The organism is Brevibacillus parabrevis (assembly GCF_022701015.1).
Lineage (GTDB): Bacteria > Bacillota > Bacilli > Brevibacillales > Brevibacillaceae > Brevibacillus > Brevibacillus parabrevis.
Genome location: NZ_CP064090.1, coordinates 1,967,284 through 1,988,558, shown reverse-complemented (window position 1 = coordinate 1,988,558; position 21,275 = coordinate 1,967,284). Strand labels below are relative to the sequence as shown.

Below are 21,275 nucleotides of genomic sequence, written 5' to 3'. Positions count from 1 at the left end.
CCTTGTAGTTTTCCCATCCTACAGTATTTCAGTTCTTCCTCTTCATGTCCACCCCCTAGTGAAAGAATGGATGCAAAAAACCCGCTGCATCAGCGGGTTAGACAGTGCATTTTTTAGCCCAAAGTCTTGGCAGCAGCCTGCTCAAACGTGCGAACGATGACGCGGCTGAGGATTCCGACACCGTCTTTTAGAGCCGACTGCTCGAATTTCATCTGCGGGTGATGCAATCCGGGCTGCAAGTCGCAACCGAGAGCGAGCATTGTCGCTTTGATTCGCGGCCGCTCCACTGTGTAATAATGGAAGTCTTCCGCTCCCGGGCTGACTGGCGCAGGCTTCAAGTTGTCCGCTCCGAGCACGTCGACGATCGCCTGTTCCATCAATCCTTTCGCTTCCTCATCCACTTCCGCGGCAACCATTCGCGAGCCTTGTTCCAGCTTGATTTGCGCTTGATAAGACGCAGCAATTCCTTCTATCATCTGGCGGACGCGGGCAATCAGCTCGTCCATCGCCTGATTCGTTTGCGCGCGCAAATCGAGGGCGAATCTCGCTTTGTCGGGAATGATGTTGTAGCTCTCTCCTCCCGCTTGCAGCATCGTCATTTTGACAGTGGCCGGGACCATCGGATTCAAATGGATTTGACCGATTCCCGAGATGATCGCTCCTGCCACTTCGATCGCATTCACCCCGAGGTGAGGTCTGGCTCCATGCGCTGACACTCCCGTGATCTCTCCGTACAAAAACATCGCCCCGCCGTTGTAAATGGCTGGCCCTGCTGTGCCGTTCGCCATTTCCTGAATCGGACGGAGATGGACGCCGTACAAATAGTCGATGTCATCCACGACACCTTTTTCCACCAGCTTCAAAGCGCCTGTGCCTTTTTCTTCTGCCGGCTGGAACAAGATTTTCAGCTTTCCCGGCGGCTGGTAGCCGGATGCAATCAACGCCTCCACGGTTTCGACAATCATGGTCATGTGCGCATCGTGCCCGCAGGAATGATTGGCGCGCCACTCCCCGTCCACTTCTTGCCACAGTGCATCAATATCGGTTCGAAGTCCTACGACAGGCTTGCCTTCTCCCCATTCGGCGACAAGTCCCGTACAATCGGCAAAAGTGGTCACCTTAAGCCCAAGCGCCTGCATCCTTTCGACCAGATAGCGTGTCGTCTCGACCTCTTGCCAGCTGATTTCCGGATTCGCATGCAAATAACTGAATGTTTCGTCAATCGTTTGCCCACGCGAAACAATCGCCTCTTTCAACGCCAAGCTATTAGACATGATTGCGCCTCCCCCAATCGTTTCTTCCTCATTATACCACATTTTCGCTATTTATTCGGAATCGTTCGAAAGTGGGGGCGGCTGGCCGGCTACTTGCACGTCAGCCGCAAAATCGCATCGAGCTTCAACTGATCGCGCAGCGTGCCGACTATTTTCACCTGCTGCTTGGCTAGTGCATATACAAGCTCATCCCCGCCAAACAGCATCTCCATCTGATGTTCGCCTCCCCTGACGATCAGGTCGGCCGATTGCTCCTCCTCCCAAATGCCTGCCGAAACGCCGCCTTTTGATATCGTCAACTGCCAACGCGATGCCGTATCATCGATCACGATCCCGATCCGTTTTTCCCAGCCAGTCGTTACAAACCGCAGGTGCGTCTTCTTTTGCAGCCGTTCGCCAACCTCGTCAAGCAATTTGCCGATCCCGATCATAGGTACGCCCCCTCTCTATTTCCAATGGGTTCGTTTTTTGCTCCGTCGAATCCTTTGGCGAGGAATAAGAAGCGTTGTCGGGTCTTGTCACGGCGGCTGCCTTTTTCTCGACACTGTTTTTTTCGCCTGTCGAAATCATAAAAAAAGCACCTGCGATTGCCGCAGATGCCTGTTTGCCTTTACCTGTTATTCATCAAATTCGTCCTTGTCCAGTCGAACCTCCAGATGATGGCCATCTGGCGTCTCAAAGTACAAGTTAAAACTCGTAGGCTGCGTGATCGGACCTCGGTAGCAAATGTTTTCTGCTTCCAGCTTGTCGACCAGATAGTCCAGCTCAGCACGGCTCGTTACGGAAAAGGCGAGGTGATCTACCTGCCCTACGCCACCCTTGCCTTCCGCCCCGCCATGCGGATGGAGACCGATCCGTGTGTATGTGCCAATTTGAAAGTAGACAGGTGCTCCTTCCACCATATTCTCTTCCGGGATGGGGACTTCCAAAATGTCCTTAAAAAACCGAGCTACCTTCACGACATCGCTGCAATTCAACGCGATGTGGTGAACGCCTTTCAAATGAAACATTCACACTGCCTCCCACGTCAACTAAAGGTCATGCGCTTTTTTGCGACACTTGCTTGCGTTTATTGTACTGCTTCAGTCGTTCGCTTAACCGTTTCAAGCGATTCATAAGGGCTTCGCGCCACTCGTCATCCTGCAACTCCTTCGCGACTCCGAGCAAATCCAAGGAAATATCGATCTGCTGCTTCAAAACTTCTGCGAAGCTTGCAGCTTCATCCGTCATGGTACAATTCTCAAACAACTCGGATGTATTGTCAACATTGACAAAATCAGCGAAATCGACTTCCGGCGCCTGATCTCCCTGAGCATATTCTACTAAAATTTCGTACTCTCCCTCAATAGCGGGATGAACCTCAATTCTGTCACATACAGGACAAAACATGATGGGGACATTGTGTACAAGCGTTTTATAATGACGGACTGAGCCTACGGAACCTACCATTCCAGCACCACAACAAAAACTCATAAATAGTCTCCCTCCTTGTTCTCCAGACTTCAGAACAACTGCGTCTGGCCGAAACTATCTGTCTGTATCCGCATTGTAACCCGTAATCCCATGAATGCTCTACCCGCAAAAAGATACCAATCGGTTTATGGTAAAATAATTAGTTATCCCATTGTACTCGATTTGCCACTGTTTGAACACCGTTTTCTGATTAGTTTGAAACTTTTCCTGCATTCACCTAAATTTCATACAGATTTCATACAGAGAAGTTTGAATCAAACCGATATAGGGAATAGTTATTCAGCTAGTAAACGAAAAAGGAGAGCGGATGTATGTTTCGTTTTAAAAGCCTACGAGCCAGGACTCTTACCATTACCCTTCCTGTCATTGTCATTACCTTGGCACTTCTCATGGGCATGGCCTTTATGTTCTCCTACACGCTGTTGAACAAGGAACTGACGGACAAAATGAACTATCAGTTGGACGTGCTTAGCGGCAAAGTGGAGAAAGAACTGGAGACACACAGCAAAGTCACAGAGCACATGGCACGGACAATTGAAATGACTCCTCTTACGTATTCGCTGGAGCAATTAGATTCCCTGCTGAACAAAACAGTTCCCGTGAACCAGACCTCGGTCGGGATGGGAATTTTCATGGAGCCGTACGCCTTCGATCCGAGCAAACAGTTCGTTTCGACTTATGGCGCAAAAAAAGACGGCAAGGTGGACATTACGTATGAATACAGTACACCCGCCTACAACTACCCTAGTCAAGAATGGTACAAAATCGGAAAAGCAACATCAAAGGTGACCGATTACACGCCGCCCTACTATGATGAGGTTTCCAAAATTTCTATGATGACTGTGGTGGCTCCGTTTTACTCCCCCGACAAAAAGCTTTTGGGTGTAGCCACAGACGACATTACGCTCACAGACATTCAAACGATGGTTTCCGGCACGCAAGTAGGCAAGACTGGCTGGGCTTTCATGCTTGATCAGGACGGCAAATTCCTGTCTCATCCGCAAACGGACAAGCTGATGGTGCAATCCGTGCAAAGCGACAGCAACACGTCTCTTGCCGAAATTGGCCCGGCGTTGCTTTCAGAAAAGGAAGGCGCGAAAACTTTTACCGATGAGAACGGGATCAATCGCTTGTACTTCCAAAAAATCGCTGGCACAAACTGGACAATTGCTCTCGTCATGCCGGAAAATGAATTTTTCGAGCCTTTGAGCATGCTGTTTTATCAGCTTTTGGCAGTCAGCCTGTTTGGGCTTTTGATTCTCATCGCCGTCATTTATTTCTTCAGCAAGTATTTGACCGGACAAATCAACAAGGCGAACCAGCTCTCGCAAGCATTGTCCGCTGGCGATTTCACCGCTTCGATGGATGTGAAAACGGCCGATGAGATGGGCGTCATGGCCAGCCGCTTCAATACGATGACCGCCAATCTGCGCGACACGCTTGGGCAGGTCAGCTATAACGCACAGCAGGTCGCCGCTACTTCCGAACAACTGATGGCTAGCGCCGAGCAGACGAGCAAAGCGACAGAGCAGATCGCCCAGTCTGTCCAGGAAATCGCCTACGGGACAGAACTGCAAGTGGACGCGACCAATCAGGGCAGCGATGTGATCAACGAAATTGCCCAACATATTTCTTTGATGGAAAAAGGAATCGAAGAAGTCAGCTCCTCCACTCGCGATGCAAACCGTCAGGCGACAGAAGGCAACCAGATGGCCGCCAAAACGGTAGAGCACATGACCGTGATTCACGACCAAATGAAGCAAACGGCAACGACTGTCAACGCACTGGGTCAACGCTCTCAGGAAATTGGACAGATGATCTCGCTCATCACTTCGATTGCCAACCAAACCAACCTGCTTGCCCTGAACGCCGCCATCGAAGCTGCCAGAGCAGGCGAACAAGGTCGCGGCTTCGCCGTAGTAGCCGACGAGGTGCGCAAACTGGCTGAACAGTCCAGCTCGGCGGCTGAACAAGTAAGCAACATCGTCGCTGACATTCAGCGCGATACGGAATCCGCCATCGCTGCCATGAGCCACGGCTCCGTCATCCTCGGAGAAGGCATGTCTTTGGTGAACTCGACGGGAACGGCATTCGAGCAAATTACTGACTCCACCTCGCTCCTGCTTACCCGCACAGACGAGGTATCGGCTGAAATGCGAAAAATCAGCCAGGAAATGCAAGCGATCGTCTCAGCCATCGACCACATTTCGCAAATCGCGATGCAATCCGCGGGCAATTCCCAAACCGTCGCAGCCGCAGCGGAAGAACAAAACGCTTCCATGGAAGAAATCTCGGCAGCAGCGACCATGCTGGCCAAAATGGCCGAAGAGTTGAACGACAACGTGCGTTCGTTCAAGCTCAGTTAGTTGGTTTACGGCTTCCGTTTTCGCAATAAAAGACTTCGCCACGTTTTGGTGGGCGAAGTCTTTTTGTTTTTGTAGTGAAGGCAATTGGGGGGTGACGCTTTGTAGATTACGTCATCGGCGCTTCAGGCGTGGCGAGGAAAGAGACGAATCGTTGGCCGAGGAAACAGGAGAAACAAGCGGCAGGGCTTTCGGACTCTATCCAAGCCGGAGGCGAAAAAGGAAAACGGCTTTTAAGCGGCAACGTGAACACGCTTCTTCGAGCACGCTACTTTTGCCGCGATTTTCCTTTTTCACCGCAAGTGGCCAGGTGCCCTGCAGCGGTTTCTCCTGTTTCCTCCCTCCACCGAAGCCCCGAGCAGCAGCCATTTTCAAATGAAAAAAGCCAGAGCATATGCCCCGGCTTTTTGTGTTTGCGACTATTCTTTTACCATTGCCTCGTATTTGTCGGCATCCATCAGCTTGTCAAGCTCAGCTTCATCGGACAGCTCGACAGCGATCATCCAGGCTTGCTCGTATGGCGAGGAGTTAACCAGTTCAGGAGCATCTTCCAATTCGCCGTTTACTTCTACTACTTTTCCGGTTACAGGAGCGTACAGCTCGGAAACGGTTTTTACGGACTCAACGCTGCCAAATGGCTCATCTTGCTGGATTGTCGCGCCTACTTCTGGCAGCTCGACAAACACGATGTCACCCAGCTCTGATTGAGCAAAAGCGGTGATTCCGATGTACGCTTTGTTACCTTCTACTCGCACCCACTCATGCTCTTCACTGTAACGTAGATTTTTCGGGAATTCCATCGTTTACATATCCTCCTATCAGGTACAATCCATTACACATACATAATTAGACGAACATTCTAGGATTCCTCTTCGATCCCCAAAATTCTGAACAGACGTTTTTTTACCAGGTTAAGACCCTTCTCGCCAGCCTGGAAGTGACGCAGCTGGAGGTTCTCGTCAAACAGGTAAAAAGCAGGAACGTACTCGTTCTGGAAAGCATCAACCGTCTTCATGTCGTTGTCGATCGCAATCGGATGCGTCAGGTTGTGCTCGGCAATCGTCTGTTTGATCACTTCAATATCTGTATCTTTTTCCGAACGCGGCATATGAATACCTATGACTTTCAGGCCATTGGCAGCGTACTTGTCGCGCCATTCGTTAATGTTCGGCATTGACTCTTTACACATGTAGCAACTAACCGACCAAAAATGCACCAAAACAGGGCTGCCTGCCAGATCCGCTTTGCTTACTTGTCCGTTCACCCATTCGGTAATTCCTGGGAAATCCGGCAATTCTTCGCGCAAACGCATGGAAACTCATCCCCTTTTTACTCAGCTTCGTCTATCTAAAGTGGATTATATGCTAAAAAAAGGGTCTAACAGCAAGAAGTTAGACCCTTTTACAGCCTGTTCGTTCAGGCAAAAATTATTTCGCAGACAGTTGAGCTTGACCTGGGCGCCAGTTAGCTGGGCACAGACCGCCAGATTGCAGTGCTTGCAGCACGCGCAGTGTTTCGTCAACGGAACGACCTACGTTCAGGTCAGTTACTACTTGATATTTCAGGATGCCTTCTGGATCGATGATGAACAGGCCGCGGTGAGCTTGGCCGCCTTCTTCATCCAGTACGCCGTAGTCACGAGCTGTTGTTTTCAGGAAGTCAGCAGCCAGCGGGTAGTTCAAGCCACCCAGACCGTTTTGGTCGCGAGGAGTGTTGATCCAAGCGCGGTGGGAGTGAACGGAGTCTACGGATACACCGAGAATTTCTGCATCGAGGTCTTTGAAGTCTTCGATAGCATCGCTCATGGAGATGATTTCAGTTGGGCAAACGAATGTGAAATCGAGTGGATAGAAGAACAGTACCAGCCATTTTCCACGGTAGTCAGACAAGGAAACCTTGCCAAAATCTTTTCCGTTACCCAAAGCTGTTTCCAATGTAAAGTCAGGAGCCGGGAGTCCAATCAAACGTTGAGCCATTATGTAAAACCTCCTTAGGAATGTGTTCTTGCCTACCTATTTCATGATAACAAACGAGCCACTTTATAGTCAATACAATGTAGGAATGATTTCAACCTGTAATTGTTTTTCATTTATAGCTGTAACTTTTCCATGCCCAAAAACTAGATTAACCGTTTGACCTGCCGCTTATTCGCCCGCTTTTCTGCTCAAAATGCCCGAGTCGGCCACAGAGCGCGCAGCTTGGCGCAAAATTTCCGGTTCTTGTACAAGCGCGATCCTGACGTAGCCCTCGCCTTCGTCGCCAAAAGCACTGCCCGGGATCACGACCACGCCTGCCTCCTCCAGCAAGGCAATCGCAAACTCGCGGGATGTCCAGCCTGCAGGGACAGGAGCCCAGACGAACATGGTCGCTTTCGGCGGAGTGATGTTCCAGCCCGCTTCTGCCAGGGCAGCCAGCAGGACATCGCGGCGTTCCTCGTAAATCGGTCCGACTTGATTGGCGCCGCCTGACTCCCGATCCATCCGCAGCGCTTCCACCGCCATTTGCTGGACAGGCAAAAAGACGCCGTAGTCGACATTGGACTTGACGATCGCAAGCGGCTTGATGATCTCGCTGTTTCCGACTACATAAGCAACCCGGCAGCCTGCCATGTTAAAGCTTTTAGAAAACGAGTTGAACTCGATCCCGACCTCTTTGGCCCCCGCCGCCTGCAAAAAGCTCGGCGGCCGATAGCCGTCAAAAGCCATTTCCGAGTACGCCAAATCATGCACGACGATGATGTCGTGACGCTTCGCAAAAGCTACCACCTCTTCGAAAAAAGCGATCGTGGCGACAGCCGATACCGGATTGTTCGGATAGTTCAAAATCATGAACTTCGCCCGTGCCGCGATCTCCTCCGGGATATCGTCAAGCTTGGGCAAAAAGCCGTTTTCTGCGCGCAGCGGCATCCGGTACGGGATCGCCCCCGCCAAATGCACGCTTCCTTCGTAAATCGGATAGCCAGGGTCGGGCACGAGCACGATGTCGCCCGGATCGGTCCAGGCCAGAGCAAAGTGCGCCAGCCCATCCTGCGAGCCCATCAAGGAATGAATTTCTCCGTCCGGCGACAGCTCGACGCCGAAGCGGAATCGGTACCAGCGGGCCACCTCTTCGCGAAAAGCAGCTGTTCCTTCGCTCAAAGCGTAGCCAAACGCGCCCGGCTGCCGCGCAGCATCGAGAAGCGTATGCAGCAGCTGGTCCTCCGGCGCTTGGTCAGGACTGCCGATGCTCAAATCGTACACGGTCCGTTTTCGGGCAACTTCCTTTTTACGGGCAGCCATCTCCGAAAAAATAGCGGCAGACAACTTTTCCAGTCTCTTCGACGGTTGGCGCATTTCCTATTTGCCTCCCCAAGCCTTTTGCAACTCGTCTTCCTTGAAGCCCAATGTAACGGTGTTGTCGCTCGCGATCAGCGGGCGCTTGATCAGCTTGCCGTTTGAAGCCAGCAATTCAAGCATTTCCTCGTCCGTCATCGTCGGCAGCTTGTCCTTCAAGCCAAGCTCGCGGTATTGCACGCCGCTGACATTGAAAAACTTGCGCAGATCAAGGCCGCTCGTTTGCCAAATCTGGCGCAGCTCTTCTTTCGATGGCGGCGAGTCGACAATAGGCACTTCCTCGAAACTGACATTTTGCTCGGTGAGCCATTTTTTCGCTTTGCGGCATGTATCACATTTGCTGTACAAATAAGCTTTCGTCGTCATGGGCGTCTTCCTCGCTTTTCATTCATAATCGTCTTCCTATTTATTGTAAGAGAATACCAACAAAGAACACAACGTTTGCAAGCAACACCACCGATTAAATATGATTTTGCCATCAAATAAAATCAATGCTATAGTGAAGAGAAACTGTTAATTGTTAGGAAATGGGGTTTTGGCAGAATATGATGAAACTTATTAATCGCTAAATAAAATTCCAATGAATTTTATACGGAAAAAGGTCAAATGAAGGGCATGCCCTCCGTTTCTTTTGTATTCCCTTTTTCCAACAGCGATTAAGAAGACATCCAATCTGATCAAAACCAGATTCCAGCGTTGTTCATCCGCCCTATTGTTTACTTTGGAGCAGGCGTTTGAAGTATACCTATATCTGGAAACGGGACCACGAGGAGATTTTTCTTCTTGTGGTCTTTTTTATGCAGAATTTGCTCTGGTGAAAGGAGGTGATGGCTACAAAACATTGCTGCTGCAACAATGACAGGGCTTGAGACAAAAAGGAGGACTGCAAAATGCGTGAGTATCAACTGATCAGTGACTACAAGCACAATCAAACCTATAAAGAAAGCTTTAACGAGCTGGCAAAGCAAGTATTCGAGCTTGATTTTCACGAATGGTACACGAGAGGCTGCTGGAATGACGATTACATCTGCTATTCCTACGTGGACGGAGAAAAAGTCATCGCGAATGTTTCCGTCAATAAAATGATCGTGACTTCCAACGGCAGAACTTATCAGGCACTGCAACTAGGGACGGTGATGACGCATCCCGATTACCGTCAGCAAGGGCTGGCAGCAAAGCTGACGAACCACGTCATTACCAAGTACGAACAGGACTATGATTTTCTGTACTTGTTCGCCAATCCGTCCGTGCTCGACTTTTATCCCAAGTTCGGTTTTCAAAAGGTTCAGGAAAGCCGGTTCAGCTTGCCGGCATCCCGCGTAAAAGCGACTGTCCCTTCCAAATCCGCTCTGCGCAAGCTTGATGTCGACAGTGCAGATGATTTTGCCTTAATGAAGGAATTTGCGGCCAGCCGCGTTCCGGTATCGACGCGCTGGGGTGTGCAAGCAAGCGAGCATTTGTCCCTGTTTTATTTTTTGCTCGTCTTTCCCGATTCGCTCTATTACATCGAGCAGGAAGACGTCATTGTCTTGTTCGAGCGCGAAGACGACCAGTTGCATGTCTTTGACATCGTAAGCAAAAGAGCAGTCGATCCAGAGCGGATCATCGGGCATTTGCTGACTAATGAAACGAACGTCATCCAGTTTCACTTCATGCCTGAGAGCGACAATGAACACATCCAGGCTGAGCTGATCACCGAGACGGATGACACCTTGTTCGTCCGGCCATCGCTTCCAGAGCTACCGGAGCATTTCTTGTTCCCGCTGACATCGCATGCCTGAGCCTCCGCTTCGGGAGTAGATGCAAACAAACCTCCAACCCCACACGAGCTCGTGGGCTGGAGGCTTGTTTTTTGTTCATGAAGAAGCATCTTCGCTCTCTTCATTCTCCACCGCTTCATTCCCGGGGTTTACCTGCCACATGTTGGCAAGCGGCGAATAAGGAACCCCCAACTGCTTTGCATTCTGCGTTTCCACCGCTTCAGCCAACGTTCCGGTCAGCGGCTGCGTATACTCGATTTTCTGTTCCATGCCCGCTTCCTCCTCGCTCATCGGCTTGCTTTTTCAGTGTGAGGAGTTTGCGCGAACTTATGCAGAATGAGCCGTTTTGATTTCCACCTGATAGCCGGCGTGCTTTCTCACCTGGAACACGCCGTTTTCGAAAATCAGGTACTGCGCTTTAACGCCAATCAGTCGTCCGCCGAGCTGTTCTTCTTTGTCCAACGTTTTCGAGTTGATTTTGTCCAGCGATTCCAAAATCGGGTATGTAATGTCCACCCATTCGTCTTCTCTATATTGGAAAGCTTTGAACGGTTCGGGAAAATGGCTGTACACTTCATCGCGCATCGCAATCAGGTCGATTTCCTTGACGTCGCCCTTGAGCATTTTTCGCCAGTTGGTCTTGTCCGGCAAAAATTGGCTCAGGTGATACTCCAGCTCGCCTGCCATCCGGCGTGTCGGCACTTCCGCAATCGGAATCGCCCGAATCGCTCCCTGATCCACCCAACGTTTGAGCTGATTGTGCTTGCGCGTCAGCCCGACCTTGATGTCGCTGGAAACTGCCAGATAGACGTAATGCGGGATCATGCAATACTGTTCGCCGAAGCTTTCATCCCGGCACGTTCCCTGGTCAAAATGACATTCGTGCGGCTTGACGATGCACAAGTCATTTTCCGGCAGTTTGGTAAAACAGGGGTAGCAGTACCCGCTGTTGAATGTTTTGTTCGTCTTCCGCCCACAGGCGATGCAATTTTTTTGCCCCAAAAAAGCAATGGACAGTTCACTGCCCAGCCATTCGTTCAAGGGCATGCGTTCTTCCCCGATGTTCAAATAATAGTCGACAGGCTTGTCTTTTCCATGATAGTCATGGGTCAGCCCATGCAGGATACCGCGGAGTTCCACTTCATTCTCTCCTCTCCCCATTACAGTTCTTTCATTTTACCATATTGTCTGTCTGCGCCGGGCGCTGTTTTCTTTTGGCAGCATGTTTTCTCCAGCATGGGTGAACCTAGAAGCATCTTCAGTAAAAAGGAGGCATCCGCCATGAGCCGCGGCTCGCTCGTTGCATTGCTGATCGTCTGCCTGCTCGGCTTCGGGAGCACTCCTGCTTTTGCGAAGGAACTGCTCCCTTCCTATGAGCCGATTCACCGCATCGACACGAACAAAAAGGTAGTCGCCCTGACCTTTGATGACGGCCCGGACGCTACCTATACTCCGAAAATTTTGGAAGTGCTCCACAAAAACGGGGTGCAAGCTACCTTTTTCGTCCTTGGCTCCCAGGTAGACAAGCATCCGAAAGTGCTCCAATGGATTTACAAAGCCGGACACGAAATCGGCAACCACGGCTATCATCATTTTGACCTGAATAAACTGACGGAGCACGAGGTGTACGAGGATCTCAAGCACGCTGAACGCTCCATCCTGAAAACTACTGGCATTCTCGCCCAATATTATCGTCCGGCTGGCGGCGTCATGACCCACGACGTCATGAACGCGGTTCAGGCAAGCGGCTACGACATCATCCACTGGTCTGTCGATCCCAGAGACTGGTCACTGGCGAGAACCGCCTCGGTCATTGCCAAAAGCGTGAAAAGCAACGTCTCGTCCGGCGATATCATTTTGTTTCACGATGGTGGCCTGAACCAAAAGCAGACGGTGGCTGCCCTGCAAGAATTGATCAGTGATCTGCGCGCGCAAGGCTATCGCTTTGTCACGGTCTCTCAGCTGCTCGACGCGTCCAAGTAAAAGGCACCGTCGCGATCGCTTGCGGCGATGCAGCAGGTGCCGTTGCTTTTAAGCAAGCACTTTTCCCAGGAAAGAACGCAGGCGTTCATGGCTGGTGTTGTCAAAAAACTCTTTGGGACTTCCTTCAGCCATGATAATGCCCTGATCCATGAAAATGATGCGGTCGCCCACTTCTTTGGCAAATCCCATCTCATGCGTGACTACCACCATGGTCATTCCTTCCTTGGCCAAGCTTTTCATCACGGCCAGCACTTCTCCTACCAGCTCCGGGTCAAGCGCGGAAGTCGGCTCGTCAAACAGCATCACTTTTGGATTCATCGCAAGCGCTCTGGCGATGGCGACCCGCTGCATCTGCCCCCCGGACAGCCGCTCCGGATAAACGTCTGCCTTGTCCTGCAGCCCCACCTTTTCCAGCAATGCCAGTCCTTGCTTGCGAGCTTCCTCATGTGCGAGCTTTCTGACCTTGATCGGAGCGAGCATGACATTTTCCAAAACCGTTTTATGCGGAAACAGGTTAAAGCGTTGGAAAACCATGCCTACTTCTTCCCTGACTTTGTTGATGTCTGTCTTGGGGTCCGACAAGTCGTGACCGTTGATGACGACTCTTCCGCTGGTCAATGGCTCCAGCTGGTTCAGACAGCGCAAAAAGGTGCTTTTGCCCGACCCGGACGGCCCGATGATGCACACGACCTCCTTTTCCGCCACCTGTGTCGTAATTCCTTTCAAAACCTGAAGCTCTCCGTAGCTTTTGGTCAAATCAGTCACTTGTATGATCATTGTCATCCCCCTATTGCAGTTGCTGCGTTCGCTGTATTCCACAATCATATTGTACCGCAATATAGAAGCAATTGCATGAATACTCTTACTTCTTTTCGATATTCCCGGCAATCCGCATTTTTCCAACGCCCGTCCCAGCGTAATGATTCCCTTCGCTGCTCATCCTAAAGGGGAGGTGGTTTTCATGCATCGTAAAAAATGGGTCGCCCTCCTGATCGTGCTGGTTGTCTTTTTCGCAGGCATTACCGTGGAAGGCTTGGCTGGAGGGTATGAAGAGCTGGCCGACAATCCCGGATTTGCCTGGGAAGAAAATATTGTGTACGGCTCAGGCAGCAGCAAGATCGTGCAGTTGTTCGTAAACGGCGTCATTTCCGGGGAGCCAAACGCAACCGGGATGCCCTCCATGGCGGAGCTGCTCGCCGAACAGTTGCGGAGAGTCGAGGAAGATGAGCTGGTCAAGGCGTTGGTGCTCAGGATCGACAGTCCCGGCGGCGAGGTTGTCGCTACCGATGAGCTGCACACCCGTCTTTTGCGGCTCAAACAGCTCCGCGATATTCCGATTGTCGTCAGCATGGGCTCCACAGCCGCGTCAGGCGGGTATTATTTGGCGACGGCTGGAGATTCGATTTTCGCCAATCCGAATACATTGACCGGAAGTCTAGGCGTCATCTTCTCGCTGGTGAACTACAGCGAAGCGGCTGCCAAGCTGGGAGTCAAGCAGTTTGCGATCAAAAGCGGGCGGTACAAGGATATCGGCAGTCCGGCGCGTCCTTTGACCGAGCCTGAGCGGCAAATTTTTCAGTCGCTGGTGAATGAAAGCTACGGCAAGTTCGTCGACGTGATTGCAAAAGGCCGCAATCTCTCGCGCCAGCGCGTGCTGGAAATTGCCGATGGACGGGTGTATTCCGGCGAGCAAGCCAAAAAGCTCGGGCTGATCGATGAGTTCGGCGATTTGGAAGAAGCGACCCGGCATGCTCTCTCCCTCTCCGGGGAGCAAGATGCCATGGTCGTGCGCTACAGTGACCAGCTCTCCATCAGCAAGCTGCTGTTCAGCTTGAAGCAGCATTGGTCCAATCCGGACCCGCTTGGAATCGGGAACATTTTGCAGCGCCAAAGCTCTCCCCGACTGTTGTACCAATTTATCCCTTCGTTTTGATAAAGGAGTGAAACGAATGAGCGATCCAGATGCCATTCAAGCTTTGGAAAACAGTCAGGAGCCGCCGCGCGAGCATCAGTTTGCAGGCTTTTGGATTCGGGTAGCTGCTACTCTCTTGGACTCGCTGTTTTTGGTTGGCGTGAGCATGCTGGTTTTCAATCCGCTTCGCCGCAATCTCGGCGTATCCGGCGACTTTCTTTCGCTGATCGATCTGTTGGAAGCGCTGTTCGGTCTGCTTTATTTAGTTCTTTTGACATGGTGGACAGGTCAGACGCTGGGCAAGCAAATTATCGGCATCCGCGTCATCAGCGCCAGGCACGCTCGCGGCAGGCTGACTGGCGGACAAGTCATTTTGCGCGAGGTGCTTGGCAAGCTGCTTTCCTCGCTCGTCTTTTGCATCGGCTACATGTGGGTGGGCTGGAATCCGCAAAAGCAGGGCTGGCACGACTTGCTCGCCAAAACGTACGTCATATGGGATCGCAAATGACAAGCCTCCACTCTTGCAGTGGGGCTTGTTCCTTTTTTCGACATAAATTGCATCCTTAGCCTCTGTTTTTCGCCTGTGCATACACCGATACTTGTATCAACCAAAGCTTTTCCATCCGAGGAGGTAGACAGATGAACAAGAAAAAAGTAGCCAGCATCCTCGCCTTTGGCCTTTCCCTGGCGCTGTTGGGTCAGCTGCAGCCCACTTTTGTGACAGCGGCTTCCCCTGTCTCCACCCAGCAAGCTGCCGTCAAATCCGTGTCGACCTACGGGATTGCGCTCGGAATGACTGCCGCGCAAGTCGAGCAAAAGCTGGGCAAGCCAGCACGCAAAGACCCGAGCCACACAGGAGTGGAATGGTGGATTTACAATCGGGATTTGAACCATTACATACAAGTAGGCATCCAGAATGGCAAAGCCGTCACGCTGTTTTCCAACGGAGCGAATGTAAACGTCGGGGGAGTGACCATCGGTTCGACCACGAAAGCTTTGCAAGATGCGTGGGGAGCGCCGAAAAGCACTTTGCCGATCACGTCTGGCTTGCGCATTCAGGAAAATACGCTTAGCCATCCGACCTATATGCAAAACAATCAGGTATTCACCTTTTCCATCGACCAATTGGGCGGAAACAAGGTCGCAGGTGTCCGCATCTCTACGCCCGAGCACTTTGCCACTATTGCCATGGGCTTGATGTATCCGATTGTGTACACGGAATTGCCCGCTGCACCCAAGCTGACGGATGCGCAAATCAAGCAAGTGGCAATCGCCTATGAGAAAGAAAATTTTGACTTGCTGAACGTAGCGCGGCAGCGTGCCAAGCTGCCTGTCCTGACGTGGGACGAGCAGGTAGCAGTCGTCGCCCGTGCGCACAGCAACGACATGGCGCAGCATAATTATTTCAGCCACAATTCGCCGACGACCGGAAGCCCGTTTGACCGCCTGAAAAAAGCGGGCATTCGCTACAGCTATGCGGGAGAGAATATCGCCTACGGCCAGTTGGACGGCATTGAAGTCCACATGGGCTGGATGAACTCCTCCGGGCATCGCCAAAATCTTTTGAATCAAAACTACAAGCAATTGGGCGTCGGTGTCGTGATCAAAGCCGGTCAGCCGTTCTACACGCAAAACTTCGTCACCAAATAAACGCTATAGCCAAGAAAAACACGCCAAGGACTGACCTGGCGTGTTTTTTGTGGGCAAAACGTCGCGACGTCCTGCCCCAAAGTTCATGTAACCGAGCGTGTCTACAAGCATAGTCGCAGCTGTCTTTGCTGCACCAAATCGTTCCCCGCCATTACGGCTGGGCAGCAGCGTTCGCAGCAGGAGGATTCGCGGGCGGTGTCTGGCCCTCGTCAGAAAAGAACGGGATAACGACCAGACTGAGAACGAAAAACAAAATCCAGACGAGTCCCCGCTTGAATATGCACGGAGTCAGCATCGGGTCAACCCCTTCCACAAGCATTTCTACTTTATTCATACGCTTCCCTCCCCTGCGCCCGTTTATGCTTTTTTCCCGCAGAAAAAAACCATCCCTCGAACAAACACGAGAAATGGCGATCTGGCTTGCCCCCTGTCACCCTTGTTTTTGCAAAGGCAACGAGCATTGTGTATCTTGCGACTTGCTGTTTTTCGCAAACAGGCAGGCTGCGGCAAAAACAACCAGCAGCGCCCCCATTACCCAAAACATCGTCCACGGCTCCCACCACTCCATGAGCACGCCGTTGACATTCGGCGCGAGAATGCTCGCCACGCCGAAATTGATTCCGGCAATGATCCCTGCGGTTGGCACCATCGCCGCCGGCAAAATATCGGCGGAATAGGCCAAACCGAGCGAATAAAATGAACCGACTGCTGCTCCGGCAATCGCCAGCAAAAGCATCATCAGCCAAACGTTTTCCCCGGCGAGCGGGAACAGGAAAAAAGCAACTCCGCCGACGATGGCGCAAGCGAGCATGACTTGCCTGCGGCCGATCCGATCGCTCAAAGTGCCAAGCGGCATTTGCAAAATGATGCTGCCTACCACAAACGCCGGGAGAATAAGCGATACCCATTCAATCGACAGCCCGGTACGCAGCGCGTAGACCGGGAAGCTGCCGTTCAAAGAAGTCTCCATGAATCCGTACAAGAAGGAAGGAATCAGGGACAGCCAGCCGATGCGCAAAACCGTGGCGTACTTGTTCTGTTTCTTTTCCGCCTGCACAATCGCTTCGGGAAACTCGTTTTGAATCCGCAAGATGAGCAAAAAAGCGATGGCGTACAAAAACAGCAGCACGCCAAAAGGCACCCACAGCCCCAGTGGCAACAGATTCAAGCCCAGCGGCCCGATACTGAAGCCCACTCCGTACGCCAAACCGTACAGGGACAAGTCGCGCCCGCGCGTTTGCGGCGAAGCGATCTTCGTTACCCACATTTGACTCGAATAGTGCAAGCTGGTATCCCCGATCCCCATCAGCATCCTGAGCACGAACCACACGGCCAGATGGCTGAACAGCGGAATCAGCCCTGTCGCGACGGTAAGCAGCAGCATCCCCCACAAAATCGTGGATCGGTAACCAATCCGCCGGAGCGGAATTTCCAGCAAGGGCGAAACCAATACCATCCCGATGTACAGGGCGGCGGCGTTCAGTCCGTTCATGACAGATGACACGCCCTGCTTTTCCAACAGCACAGCCAACAACGGAATGCTCAACCCTTGGCTCAGTCCCGCTATGGCTACCACCAAAATCAACACCCAGAAGGTGTAGCGCGATGAAGACATGGTGTTGAAGCTCCTTTCTCTCCAAAAAACCTCTATCCACCCAGTTTAACAGAAACACTGCCCTGTTGAAGCTGGTACATTTTTTGATACAGTCCATCCTGCGCCATCAGTTCCTCGTGATTGCCCCGCTCCACAATTTCTCCCCGGGAGAGGACGAGAATCTGGTCGGCATGCTGAATCGTCGAAAGCCGATGGGCAATGATAAACGTCGTACGTCCACGCGACAGGACGTGCAAAGCTTCCTGGATCGCCAGCTCTGTTTCGCTGTCGATACTGGCGGTCGCCTCGTCGAGAATCAGAATGGCCGGATCGGCAGCCAGCGCGCGGGCAAAAGAGATGAGTTGCCGCTGACCAGCTGACAGCGTCATCCCGCGCTCCACGACTGGTTCCTCGTAGCCGTTCGGCAGGCGGGTAATAAATTCATCAGCCCGCACCGCCTTGGCTGCCTGCACGACATCTTCATCCGAGATCGTGTCGTCGTACATGCGAATGTTGAAGCCGATCGTTCCCGTAAACAAAAACGGATCTTGCAGCACAAGCCCTACGTGGCTGCGCAACGAATGCGTATCGATCTCGCGCATGTTTTGCCCGTCAATCAAAATGCTTCCTTTTGTCACCGGATAAAAACCGAGCAGCAGATTCATCAGCGAGCTTTTTCCCGATCCGGTATGACCGACAAGCGCAATCGTCTGACCAGGCTTTGCCGTGAACGAGACGTTTTTGAGCACGTAGTCATCCTCGTTGTAAGCGAAGGATACTTGGTCGAAAACGACTTCCCCGCGCGGCCGCTCGATTTGCTTGCCGGCCTGCTCCGTTTCCGGCGCCGTATCCAATATATCGAACACGCGAGCCGCGGCGATCGTTGCCTGCTGCATTTGCGACAGACGATTCATGATCATGTTGATCGGCTCGAAAAAACGTCCCATGTAATCGACAAAGGCGAACAGCGCCCCAAACGAGATGACACTGTGAAAAGACGCAGAACCGTAATACCAGATGATCACCGTCAGGGCGATTTTCCAGATCAAGTCGACGGCAGGCCGCAGCAAAAGAGATTCCAGGTTGATCTCCTTCATCCGCATCTTGAAGTAGCTCTCATTCACCTGCGCGAACTCTTCCTGCACGCCTTTTTCGCGGCGAAACGCCTGGACAATCGTCATGTTTTGAATCATTTCATTAATAGTGGCATTCATGTCGCCCAGCTTCGCCCGAATCACCGCATAGTAGCGCGAGCTGTATTTTTGGTATACATAAATCAAAGCGACGAGCAGCGGAACCGTCAAACAGCAAAACAAAGCGAGCTGCGGCTGGAGCACGAACAGCGCGATCAAAATCCCGACCAAATAAATGCCGTTCTGGACAAAAGTAGCCAGCACACTCACGTAAAGCTCGCGGATCGCTTCGGTATCGTTGCTGACGCGGGAGACGAGCGAGCCGACAGGTGTCTTGTCAAAAAAGGACACCGGGAGCTTTTGCAAATGAACGAACAGCTTCATCCGCATGCGCTGAATGATGCGCTGGGCGGTCGTCTGCAACCACAAAATCTGGATGTAGTTGAAGCACGCCGACAGCAAAATCAGCGCCCCGTACCCGACTGACAGCCAGATGATCGGCTGCACGTCGTTTTGATACAGCGCCAGCACTTCGTCGGCTGTCAGCTTGATGCCCGTCAACGTCGTTTCCGTTCCGTCAGCAGCTTCCGTCGTTACCGCGAAGCGCTCCCGGCCATTTTCCGGCTCGACTGGCGCAAACTTCTTTTCCGTATTTTGGGCATTCTCACTGAGCTTGCCCTCCATTAAATAGTACGTAGCTCCTTCGGAAAGCACGGTCATTTCTGCGCCTCGGACGCTTTCCGGAGTCAACCCCGCCTCCTGGAGCGCATCTTCGCGCATATAATACCGATCCTGGATGGCGACCGCTTTTTCGGCTGACGCTTGCGGCCGTTCTTCCAGCTGATACCACGGCTTCTGGATCGCCAAAATGTGATTGTCGATCATCACCTTGGCGAGAAAAGGGCCTGCCAGCTCCGCGCTGGTTCCAAGTAAAAGCAGGAACAGCGCTCCCCATATTTGTTTCTGAAACGGCCGGGCAAATTCAACCAGCCGCTTCCAGCTTTTTTCTTTACTCACGAAACGCTCTCCCTCCCTCTATGCCGATTTATCCAGCAACGTCTTGCTCCATCTGCTGCCTGCGATACTGCTCGGCGTACCAGCCGTTTTGCTGCATCAGCTCGGCATGTGTTCCCCGCTCGACAATTCGCCCCGCATCGAGCACGAGAATCAGTTCGGCATGCTGGACGGCAGACAGGCGATGCGCCGTAATAATCGTCGTCTTGTTGGCACGCTCCTGGCGCAGATGGCGCAAAATCGCCTCCTCCGTGCGTGCGTCAACCGCCGACAAGGAATCGTCCAAGACGAGGATGCCCGCATCGAGCAGCAGGGCGCGGGCAATCGAGATTCGTTGCTTTTGTCCCCCGGAGAGCGTCACGCCTTTTTCTCCGACCATCGTTTTCAATCCTTCGCGGAATTGCATCAGGTCGCTCTCCATTTCCGCCAGCCGCATCGCGTGCAGCACTTCCGCCTCGCTCGCACCCGGCTTGCCGAACGAGACGTTTTCCGCAATCGTGCGGGAGAACAGCAAGTGCTCCTGGGGCACATACGCGATCTTTTGCCGCAGCGTATCAAAAGACAGCTCCTCAATCGGCACGCCTCCGACGAACAGCGTCTGACTTTTCATTTCATACTGGTGCAAAAGAGCGCGGCACAAGGTCGATTTCCCGCTCCCTGTCCGGCCGACAATGCCCAGCGTCTCCCCTTCGCCCAAAGAAAACGTAATGTCGGACAGCGCCAGCTTGTCACTGCCCGGGTAGGCGAACGAAAAGTGGCGAGCTTCTACTGTATGGGGTGTCTCTGCCGCAATCGGATGGTCAACCTCGTGCACATCGGGCTGCTCCACAAGCAGCTCGGACAGACGCTTGTGGGACGCGCCGCCACGCTGCAACACATTGACTAGCCAGCCAAAAGCGAACATCGGCCAGATCAACAGCCCGAGGTACAGGTTGAAGGCGACCAGATCCCCCAAAGAAATCGCGCTCGTAAAGACGAGATATGTTCCATAGCCAAGCCCGATCAAAAAGCTGAAACCTATAATGATGGCAATTGTCGGCTCGAACAGGGCGTCGATCCGCGACACGCTGACGTTTCGCTCCAGCGTTTTCTCGCTGACTCTTCTGTAGGCTTCAATATCTTCCTTTTCCTGCACAAACGCCCGCAGTACCCGCACGCCGGAAATCGACTGCTGGACGTGATCGTTCATCTCGCCGAACGCTTCCTGCGCCAAGTAAAAGCGCTCATGCAGCAAGCGGCCGTAATAGGCAGTCGACCAGGCCAGAAAAGGCATCGGGATCAAAGCTGCGAGCGTCAGCTTCCAGTCGATCGCGGTCACCATGACTCCGAGCGTCAAAAGCGTCATGAACAACGAATCGACCAGCGTGAGCACTCCGGTACTCGCCGTCTGCTCGATGGCGGGAATGTCGTTGGTTGCCACAGCCATCAAATCACCGCTGCGCTTGCGATGGTAAAAAGACGGCGTCATCCGGGTCAAATGCCCGAAAAGCCGCTCTCGCAAAGTTCGCTCCAAAATCAACGCGCCGCCGTTCAGCAAATACCTCCAGGCAAAGCGCATCGCGTACAGCCCGACCCCAAGCGCGAGCAAAATCGTGACTGTCCGCGTCAAGTCTTGGGCAGTCAAAGAGCTGTTGCGCATCGCGTCGACAGTCTCGCCGATCAGCCGCGGCGGCCAGAGCATCAAAATGTCGATGAAAAACAAAAAGGCTATGCCGATCGTGTACCGCTTCCAGTGGGCACGAAAAAACCAGGATAGCTCCTTGAGTGTCTTCAAGCTAATCACCTCT

The 21,275-nt window shown here is 52.4% G+C and carries 22 protein-coding genes; 6 read left to right on the top strand and 16 right to left on the bottom strand.

Annotated features, from left to right (window positions below):
* Positions 1 to 113: 113 nt before the first annotated feature.
* The 4 genes from IRJ17_RS09445 to IRJ17_RS09430 all read right to left on the bottom strand — a co-directional run bounded on the left by IRJ17_RS09445 (position 114) and on the right by IRJ17_RS09430 (position 2,747).
* Positions 114 to 1,274 carry a M20 peptidase aminoacylase family protein gene (locus IRJ17_RS09445; protein WP_242774440.1) on the bottom strand — a complete coding sequence of 387 codons (1,161 nt, stop codon included), beginning with the start codon at positions 1,272 to 1,274 and terminating at the stop codon, positions 114 to 116.
* Positions 1,275 to 1,363: 89 nt separating this feature from the next.
* Complete coding sequence (locus IRJ17_RS09440) at positions 1,364 to 1,705, bottom strand: SCP-2 sterol transfer family protein (protein WP_173598572.1); 342 nt, start codon at positions 1,703 to 1,705, stop codon at positions 1,364 to 1,366.
* Positions 1,706 to 1,891: 186 nt separating this feature from the next.
* The gene (locus IRJ17_RS09435; RefSeq protein ID WP_063227324.1) at positions 1,892 to 2,284 is read right to left on the bottom strand and encodes a VOC family protein; all 393 of its coding nucleotides are present in this window, start codon (positions 2,282 to 2,284) and stop codon (positions 1,892 to 1,894) included.
* A 28-nt stretch (positions 2,285 to 2,312) separates the two neighbouring features.
* Positions 2,313 to 2,747: a hypothetical protein gene (locus tag IRJ17_RS09430; RefSeq protein WP_063227323.1), complete on the bottom strand. Its 435-nt coding sequence runs from the start codon at positions 2,745 to 2,747 to the stop codon at positions 2,313 to 2,315.
* 311 nt (positions 2,748 to 3,058) lie between these two features.
* On the opposite strand from IRJ17_RS09430, the gene IRJ17_RS09425 reads away from it, so the two are divergent.
* Positions 3,059 to 5,113 carry a methyl-accepting chemotaxis protein gene (locus tag IRJ17_RS09425; RefSeq protein WP_173596718.1) on the top strand — a complete coding sequence of 685 codons (2,055 nt, stop codon included), beginning with the start codon at positions 3,059 to 3,061 and terminating at the stop codon, positions 5,111 to 5,113.
* A 416-nt stretch (positions 5,114 to 5,529) separates the two neighbouring features.
* On the opposite strand, the gene gcvH is transcribed toward IRJ17_RS09425, so the two are convergent.
* The 5 genes from gcvH to IRJ17_RS09400 all read right to left on the bottom strand — a co-directional run bounded on the left by gcvH (position 5,530) and on the right by IRJ17_RS09400 (position 8,808).
* The gene (gene gcvH, locus IRJ17_RS09420; protein ID WP_122964439.1) at positions 5,530 to 5,910 is read right to left on the bottom strand and encodes a glycine cleavage system protein GcvH; all 381 of its coding nucleotides are present in this window, start codon (positions 5,908 to 5,910) and stop codon (positions 5,530 to 5,532) included.
* Between the two features lie 59 nt (positions 5,911 to 5,969).
* The gene (locus IRJ17_RS09415) at positions 5,970 to 6,422 is read right to left on the bottom strand and encodes a redoxin domain-containing protein (protein ID WP_063227320.1); all 453 of its coding nucleotides are present in this window, start codon (positions 6,420 to 6,422) and stop codon (positions 5,970 to 5,972) included.
* A gap of 115 nt (positions 6,423 to 6,537) precedes the next feature.
* Positions 6,538 to 7,086 (bottom strand): peroxiredoxin, encoded by a 549-nt coding sequence (locus tag IRJ17_RS09410; RefSeq protein ID WP_063227319.1) that lies wholly within the window; start codon positions 7,084 to 7,086, stop codon positions 6,538 to 6,540.
* A 168-nt stretch (positions 7,087 to 7,254) separates the two neighbouring features.
* Positions 7,255 to 8,442, bottom strand: a complete 1,188-nt coding sequence (locus tag IRJ17_RS09405) for an aminotransferase class I/II-fold pyridoxal phosphate-dependent enzyme (RefSeq protein WP_122964438.1) — start codon at positions 8,440 to 8,442, stop codon at positions 7,255 to 7,257.
* Between the two features lie 3 nt (positions 8,443 to 8,445).
* Entirely contained in the window at positions 8,446 to 8,808 is a 363-nt protein-coding gene (locus IRJ17_RS09400) for an arsenate reductase family protein (RefSeq protein WP_122964437.1), read from the bottom strand.
* A 524-nt stretch (positions 8,809 to 9,332) separates the two neighbouring features.
* On the opposite strand from IRJ17_RS09400, the gene IRJ17_RS09395 reads away from it, so the two are divergent.
* Positions 9,333 to 10,223: a GNAT family N-acetyltransferase gene (locus IRJ17_RS09395; protein WP_217022224.1), complete on the top strand. Its 891-nt coding sequence runs from the start codon at positions 9,333 to 9,335 to the stop codon at positions 10,221 to 10,223.
* Between the two features lie 75 nt (positions 10,224 to 10,298).
* Here IRJ17_RS09395 and IRJ17_RS09390 read toward each other — a convergent pair whose 3' ends face one another.
* On the bottom strand, positions 10,299 to 10,472 hold the full coding sequence (locus IRJ17_RS09390) for a hypothetical protein (protein ID WP_217022223.1): 174 nt from the start codon (positions 10,470 to 10,472) through the stop codon (positions 10,299 to 10,301).
* A 57-nt stretch (positions 10,473 to 10,529) separates the two neighbouring features.
* Positions 10,530 to 11,342 (bottom strand): DUF2797 domain-containing protein, encoded by an 813-nt coding sequence (locus IRJ17_RS09385; protein WP_122964435.1) that lies wholly within the window; start codon positions 11,340 to 11,342, stop codon positions 10,530 to 10,532.
* A 141-nt stretch (positions 11,343 to 11,483) separates the two neighbouring features.
* Here IRJ17_RS09385 and IRJ17_RS09380 point away from each other — a divergent pair, with 141 nt between their 5' ends.
* The gene (locus IRJ17_RS09380) at positions 11,484 to 12,185 is read left to right on the top strand and encodes a polysaccharide deacetylase family protein (RefSeq protein WP_122964434.1); all 702 of its coding nucleotides are present in this window, start codon (positions 11,484 to 11,486) and stop codon (positions 12,183 to 12,185) included.
* 48 nt (positions 12,186 to 12,233) lie between these two features.
* On the opposite strand, the gene IRJ17_RS09375 is transcribed toward IRJ17_RS09380, so the two are convergent.
* On the bottom strand, positions 12,234 to 12,962 hold the full coding sequence (locus tag IRJ17_RS09375; RefSeq protein ID WP_083955624.1) for an amino acid ABC transporter ATP-binding protein: 729 nt from the start codon (positions 12,960 to 12,962) through the stop codon (positions 12,234 to 12,236).
* Between the two features lie 184 nt (positions 12,963 to 13,146).
* Between IRJ17_RS09375 and sppA the strand changes: the two genes are divergently transcribed.
* The 3 genes from sppA to IRJ17_RS09360 all read left to right on the top strand — a co-directional run bounded on the left by sppA (position 13,147) and on the right by IRJ17_RS09360 (position 15,747).
* A complete protein-coding gene (sppA, locus tag IRJ17_RS09370) occupies positions 13,147 to 14,118 on the top strand; it encodes a signal peptide peptidase SppA (protein ID WP_122964433.1) in 972 nt (323 codons plus the stop codon).
* Between the two features lie 16 nt (positions 14,119 to 14,134).
* On the top strand, positions 14,135 to 14,605 hold the full coding sequence (locus IRJ17_RS09365) for an RDD family protein (RefSeq protein ID WP_122964432.1): 471 nt from the start codon (positions 14,135 to 14,137) through the stop codon (positions 14,603 to 14,605).
* 131 nt (positions 14,606 to 14,736) lie between these two features.
* Entirely contained in the window at positions 14,737 to 15,747 is a 1,011-nt protein-coding gene (locus IRJ17_RS09360; protein WP_122964431.1) for a CAP domain-containing protein, read from the top strand.
* 151 nt (positions 15,748 to 15,898) lie between these two features.
* On the opposite strand, the gene IRJ17_RS09355 is transcribed toward IRJ17_RS09360, so the two are convergent.
* The 4 genes from IRJ17_RS09355 to IRJ17_RS09340 form a co-directional block, all read right to left on the bottom strand.
* Positions 15,899 to 16,081 (bottom strand): hypothetical protein, encoded by a 183-nt coding sequence (locus IRJ17_RS09355; RefSeq protein ID WP_122964430.1) that lies wholly within the window; start codon positions 16,079 to 16,081, stop codon positions 15,899 to 15,901.
* Positions 16,082 to 16,177: 96 nt separating this feature from the next.
* On the bottom strand, positions 16,178 to 17,362 hold the full coding sequence (locus IRJ17_RS09350) for an MFS transporter (RefSeq protein WP_122964429.1): 1,185 nt from the start codon (positions 17,360 to 17,362) through the stop codon (positions 16,178 to 16,180).
* Between the two features lie 32 nt (positions 17,363 to 17,394).
* On the bottom strand, positions 17,395 to 19,491 hold the full coding sequence (locus IRJ17_RS09345) for an ABC transporter ATP-binding protein (RefSeq protein WP_242774437.1): 2,097 nt from the start codon (positions 19,489 to 19,491) through the stop codon (positions 17,395 to 17,397).
* Between the two features lie 28 nt (positions 19,492 to 19,519).
* Complete coding sequence (locus IRJ17_RS09340) at positions 19,520 to 21,262, bottom strand: ABC transporter ATP-binding protein (RefSeq protein WP_242774435.1); 1,743 nt, start codon at positions 21,260 to 21,262, stop codon at positions 19,520 to 19,522.
* Positions 21,263 to 21,275: the final 13 nt, after the last annotated feature.

Bases quoted from the DNA above. Each gene is read 5' to 3' on its own strand.
- IRJ17_RS09425 (WP_173596718.1), top strand. From the start codon at position 3,059: ATGTTTCGTTTTAAAAGCCTACGAGCCAGGACTCTTACCATTACCCTT.
- gcvH (WP_122964439.1), bottom strand. From the start codon at position 5,910: ATGGAATTCCCGAAAAATCTACGTTACAGTGAAGAGCATGAGTGGGTG.
- IRJ17_RS09390 (WP_217022223.1), bottom strand. From the start codon at position 10,472: ATGGAACAGAAAATCGAGTATACGCAGCCGCTGACCGGAACGTTGGCT.
- IRJ17_RS09410 (WP_063227319.1), bottom strand. From the start codon at position 7,086: ATGGCTCAACGTTTGATTGGACTCCCGGCTCCTGACTTTACATTGGAA.
- IRJ17_RS09360 (WP_122964431.1), top strand. From the start codon at position 14,737: ATGAACAAGAAAAAAGTAGCCAGCATCCTCGCCTTTGGCCTTTCCCTG.
- IRJ17_RS09375 (WP_083955624.1), bottom strand. From the start codon at position 12,962: ATGATCATACAAGTGACTGATTTGACCAAAAGCTACGGAGAGCTTCAG.
- IRJ17_RS09395 (WP_217022224.1), top strand. From the start codon at position 9,333: ATGCGTGAGTATCAACTGATCAGTGACTACAAGCACAATCAAACCTAT.
- IRJ17_RS09365 (WP_122964432.1), top strand. From the start codon at position 14,135: ATGAGCGATCCAGATGCCATTCAAGCTTTGGAAAACAGTCAGGAGCCG.
- IRJ17_RS09435 (WP_063227324.1), bottom strand. From the start codon at position 2,284: ATGTTTCATTTGAAAGGCGTTCACCACATCGCGTTGAATTGCAGCGAT.
- sppA (WP_122964433.1), top strand. From the start codon at position 13,147: ATGCATCGTAAAAAATGGGTCGCCCTCCTGATCGTGCTGGTTGTCTTT.
- IRJ17_RS09430 (WP_063227323.1), bottom strand. From the start codon at position 2,747: ATGAGTTTTTGTTGTGGTGCTGGAATGGTAGGTTCCGTAGGCTCAGTC.
- IRJ17_RS09440 (WP_173598572.1), bottom strand. From the start codon at position 1,705: ATGATCGGGATCGGCAAATTGCTTGACGAGGTTGGCGAACGGCTGCAA.
- IRJ17_RS09400 (WP_122964437.1), bottom strand. From the start codon at position 8,808: ATGACGACGAAAGCTTATTTGTACAGCAAATGTGATACATGCCGCAAA.
- IRJ17_RS09445 (WP_242774440.1), bottom strand. From the start codon at position 1,274: ATGTCTAATAGCTTGGCGTTGAAAGAGGCGATTGTTTCGCGTGGGCAA.
- IRJ17_RS09380 (WP_122964434.1), top strand. From the start codon at position 11,484: ATGAGCCGCGGCTCGCTCGTTGCATTGCTGATCGTCTGCCTGCTCGGC.
- IRJ17_RS09415 (WP_063227320.1), bottom strand. From the start codon at position 6,422: ATGCGTTTGCGCGAAGAATTGCCGGATTTCCCAGGAATTACCGAATGG.
- IRJ17_RS09350 (WP_122964429.1), bottom strand. From the start codon at position 17,362: ATGTCTTCATCGCGCTACACCTTCTGGGTGTTGATTTTGGTGGTAGCC.
- IRJ17_RS09405 (WP_122964438.1), bottom strand. From the start codon at position 8,442: ATGCGCCAACCGTCGAAGAGACTGGAAAAGTTGTCTGCCGCTATTTTT.
- IRJ17_RS09355 (WP_122964430.1), bottom strand. From the start codon at position 16,081: ATGAATAAAGTAGAAATGCTTGTGGAAGGGGTTGACCCGATGCTGACT.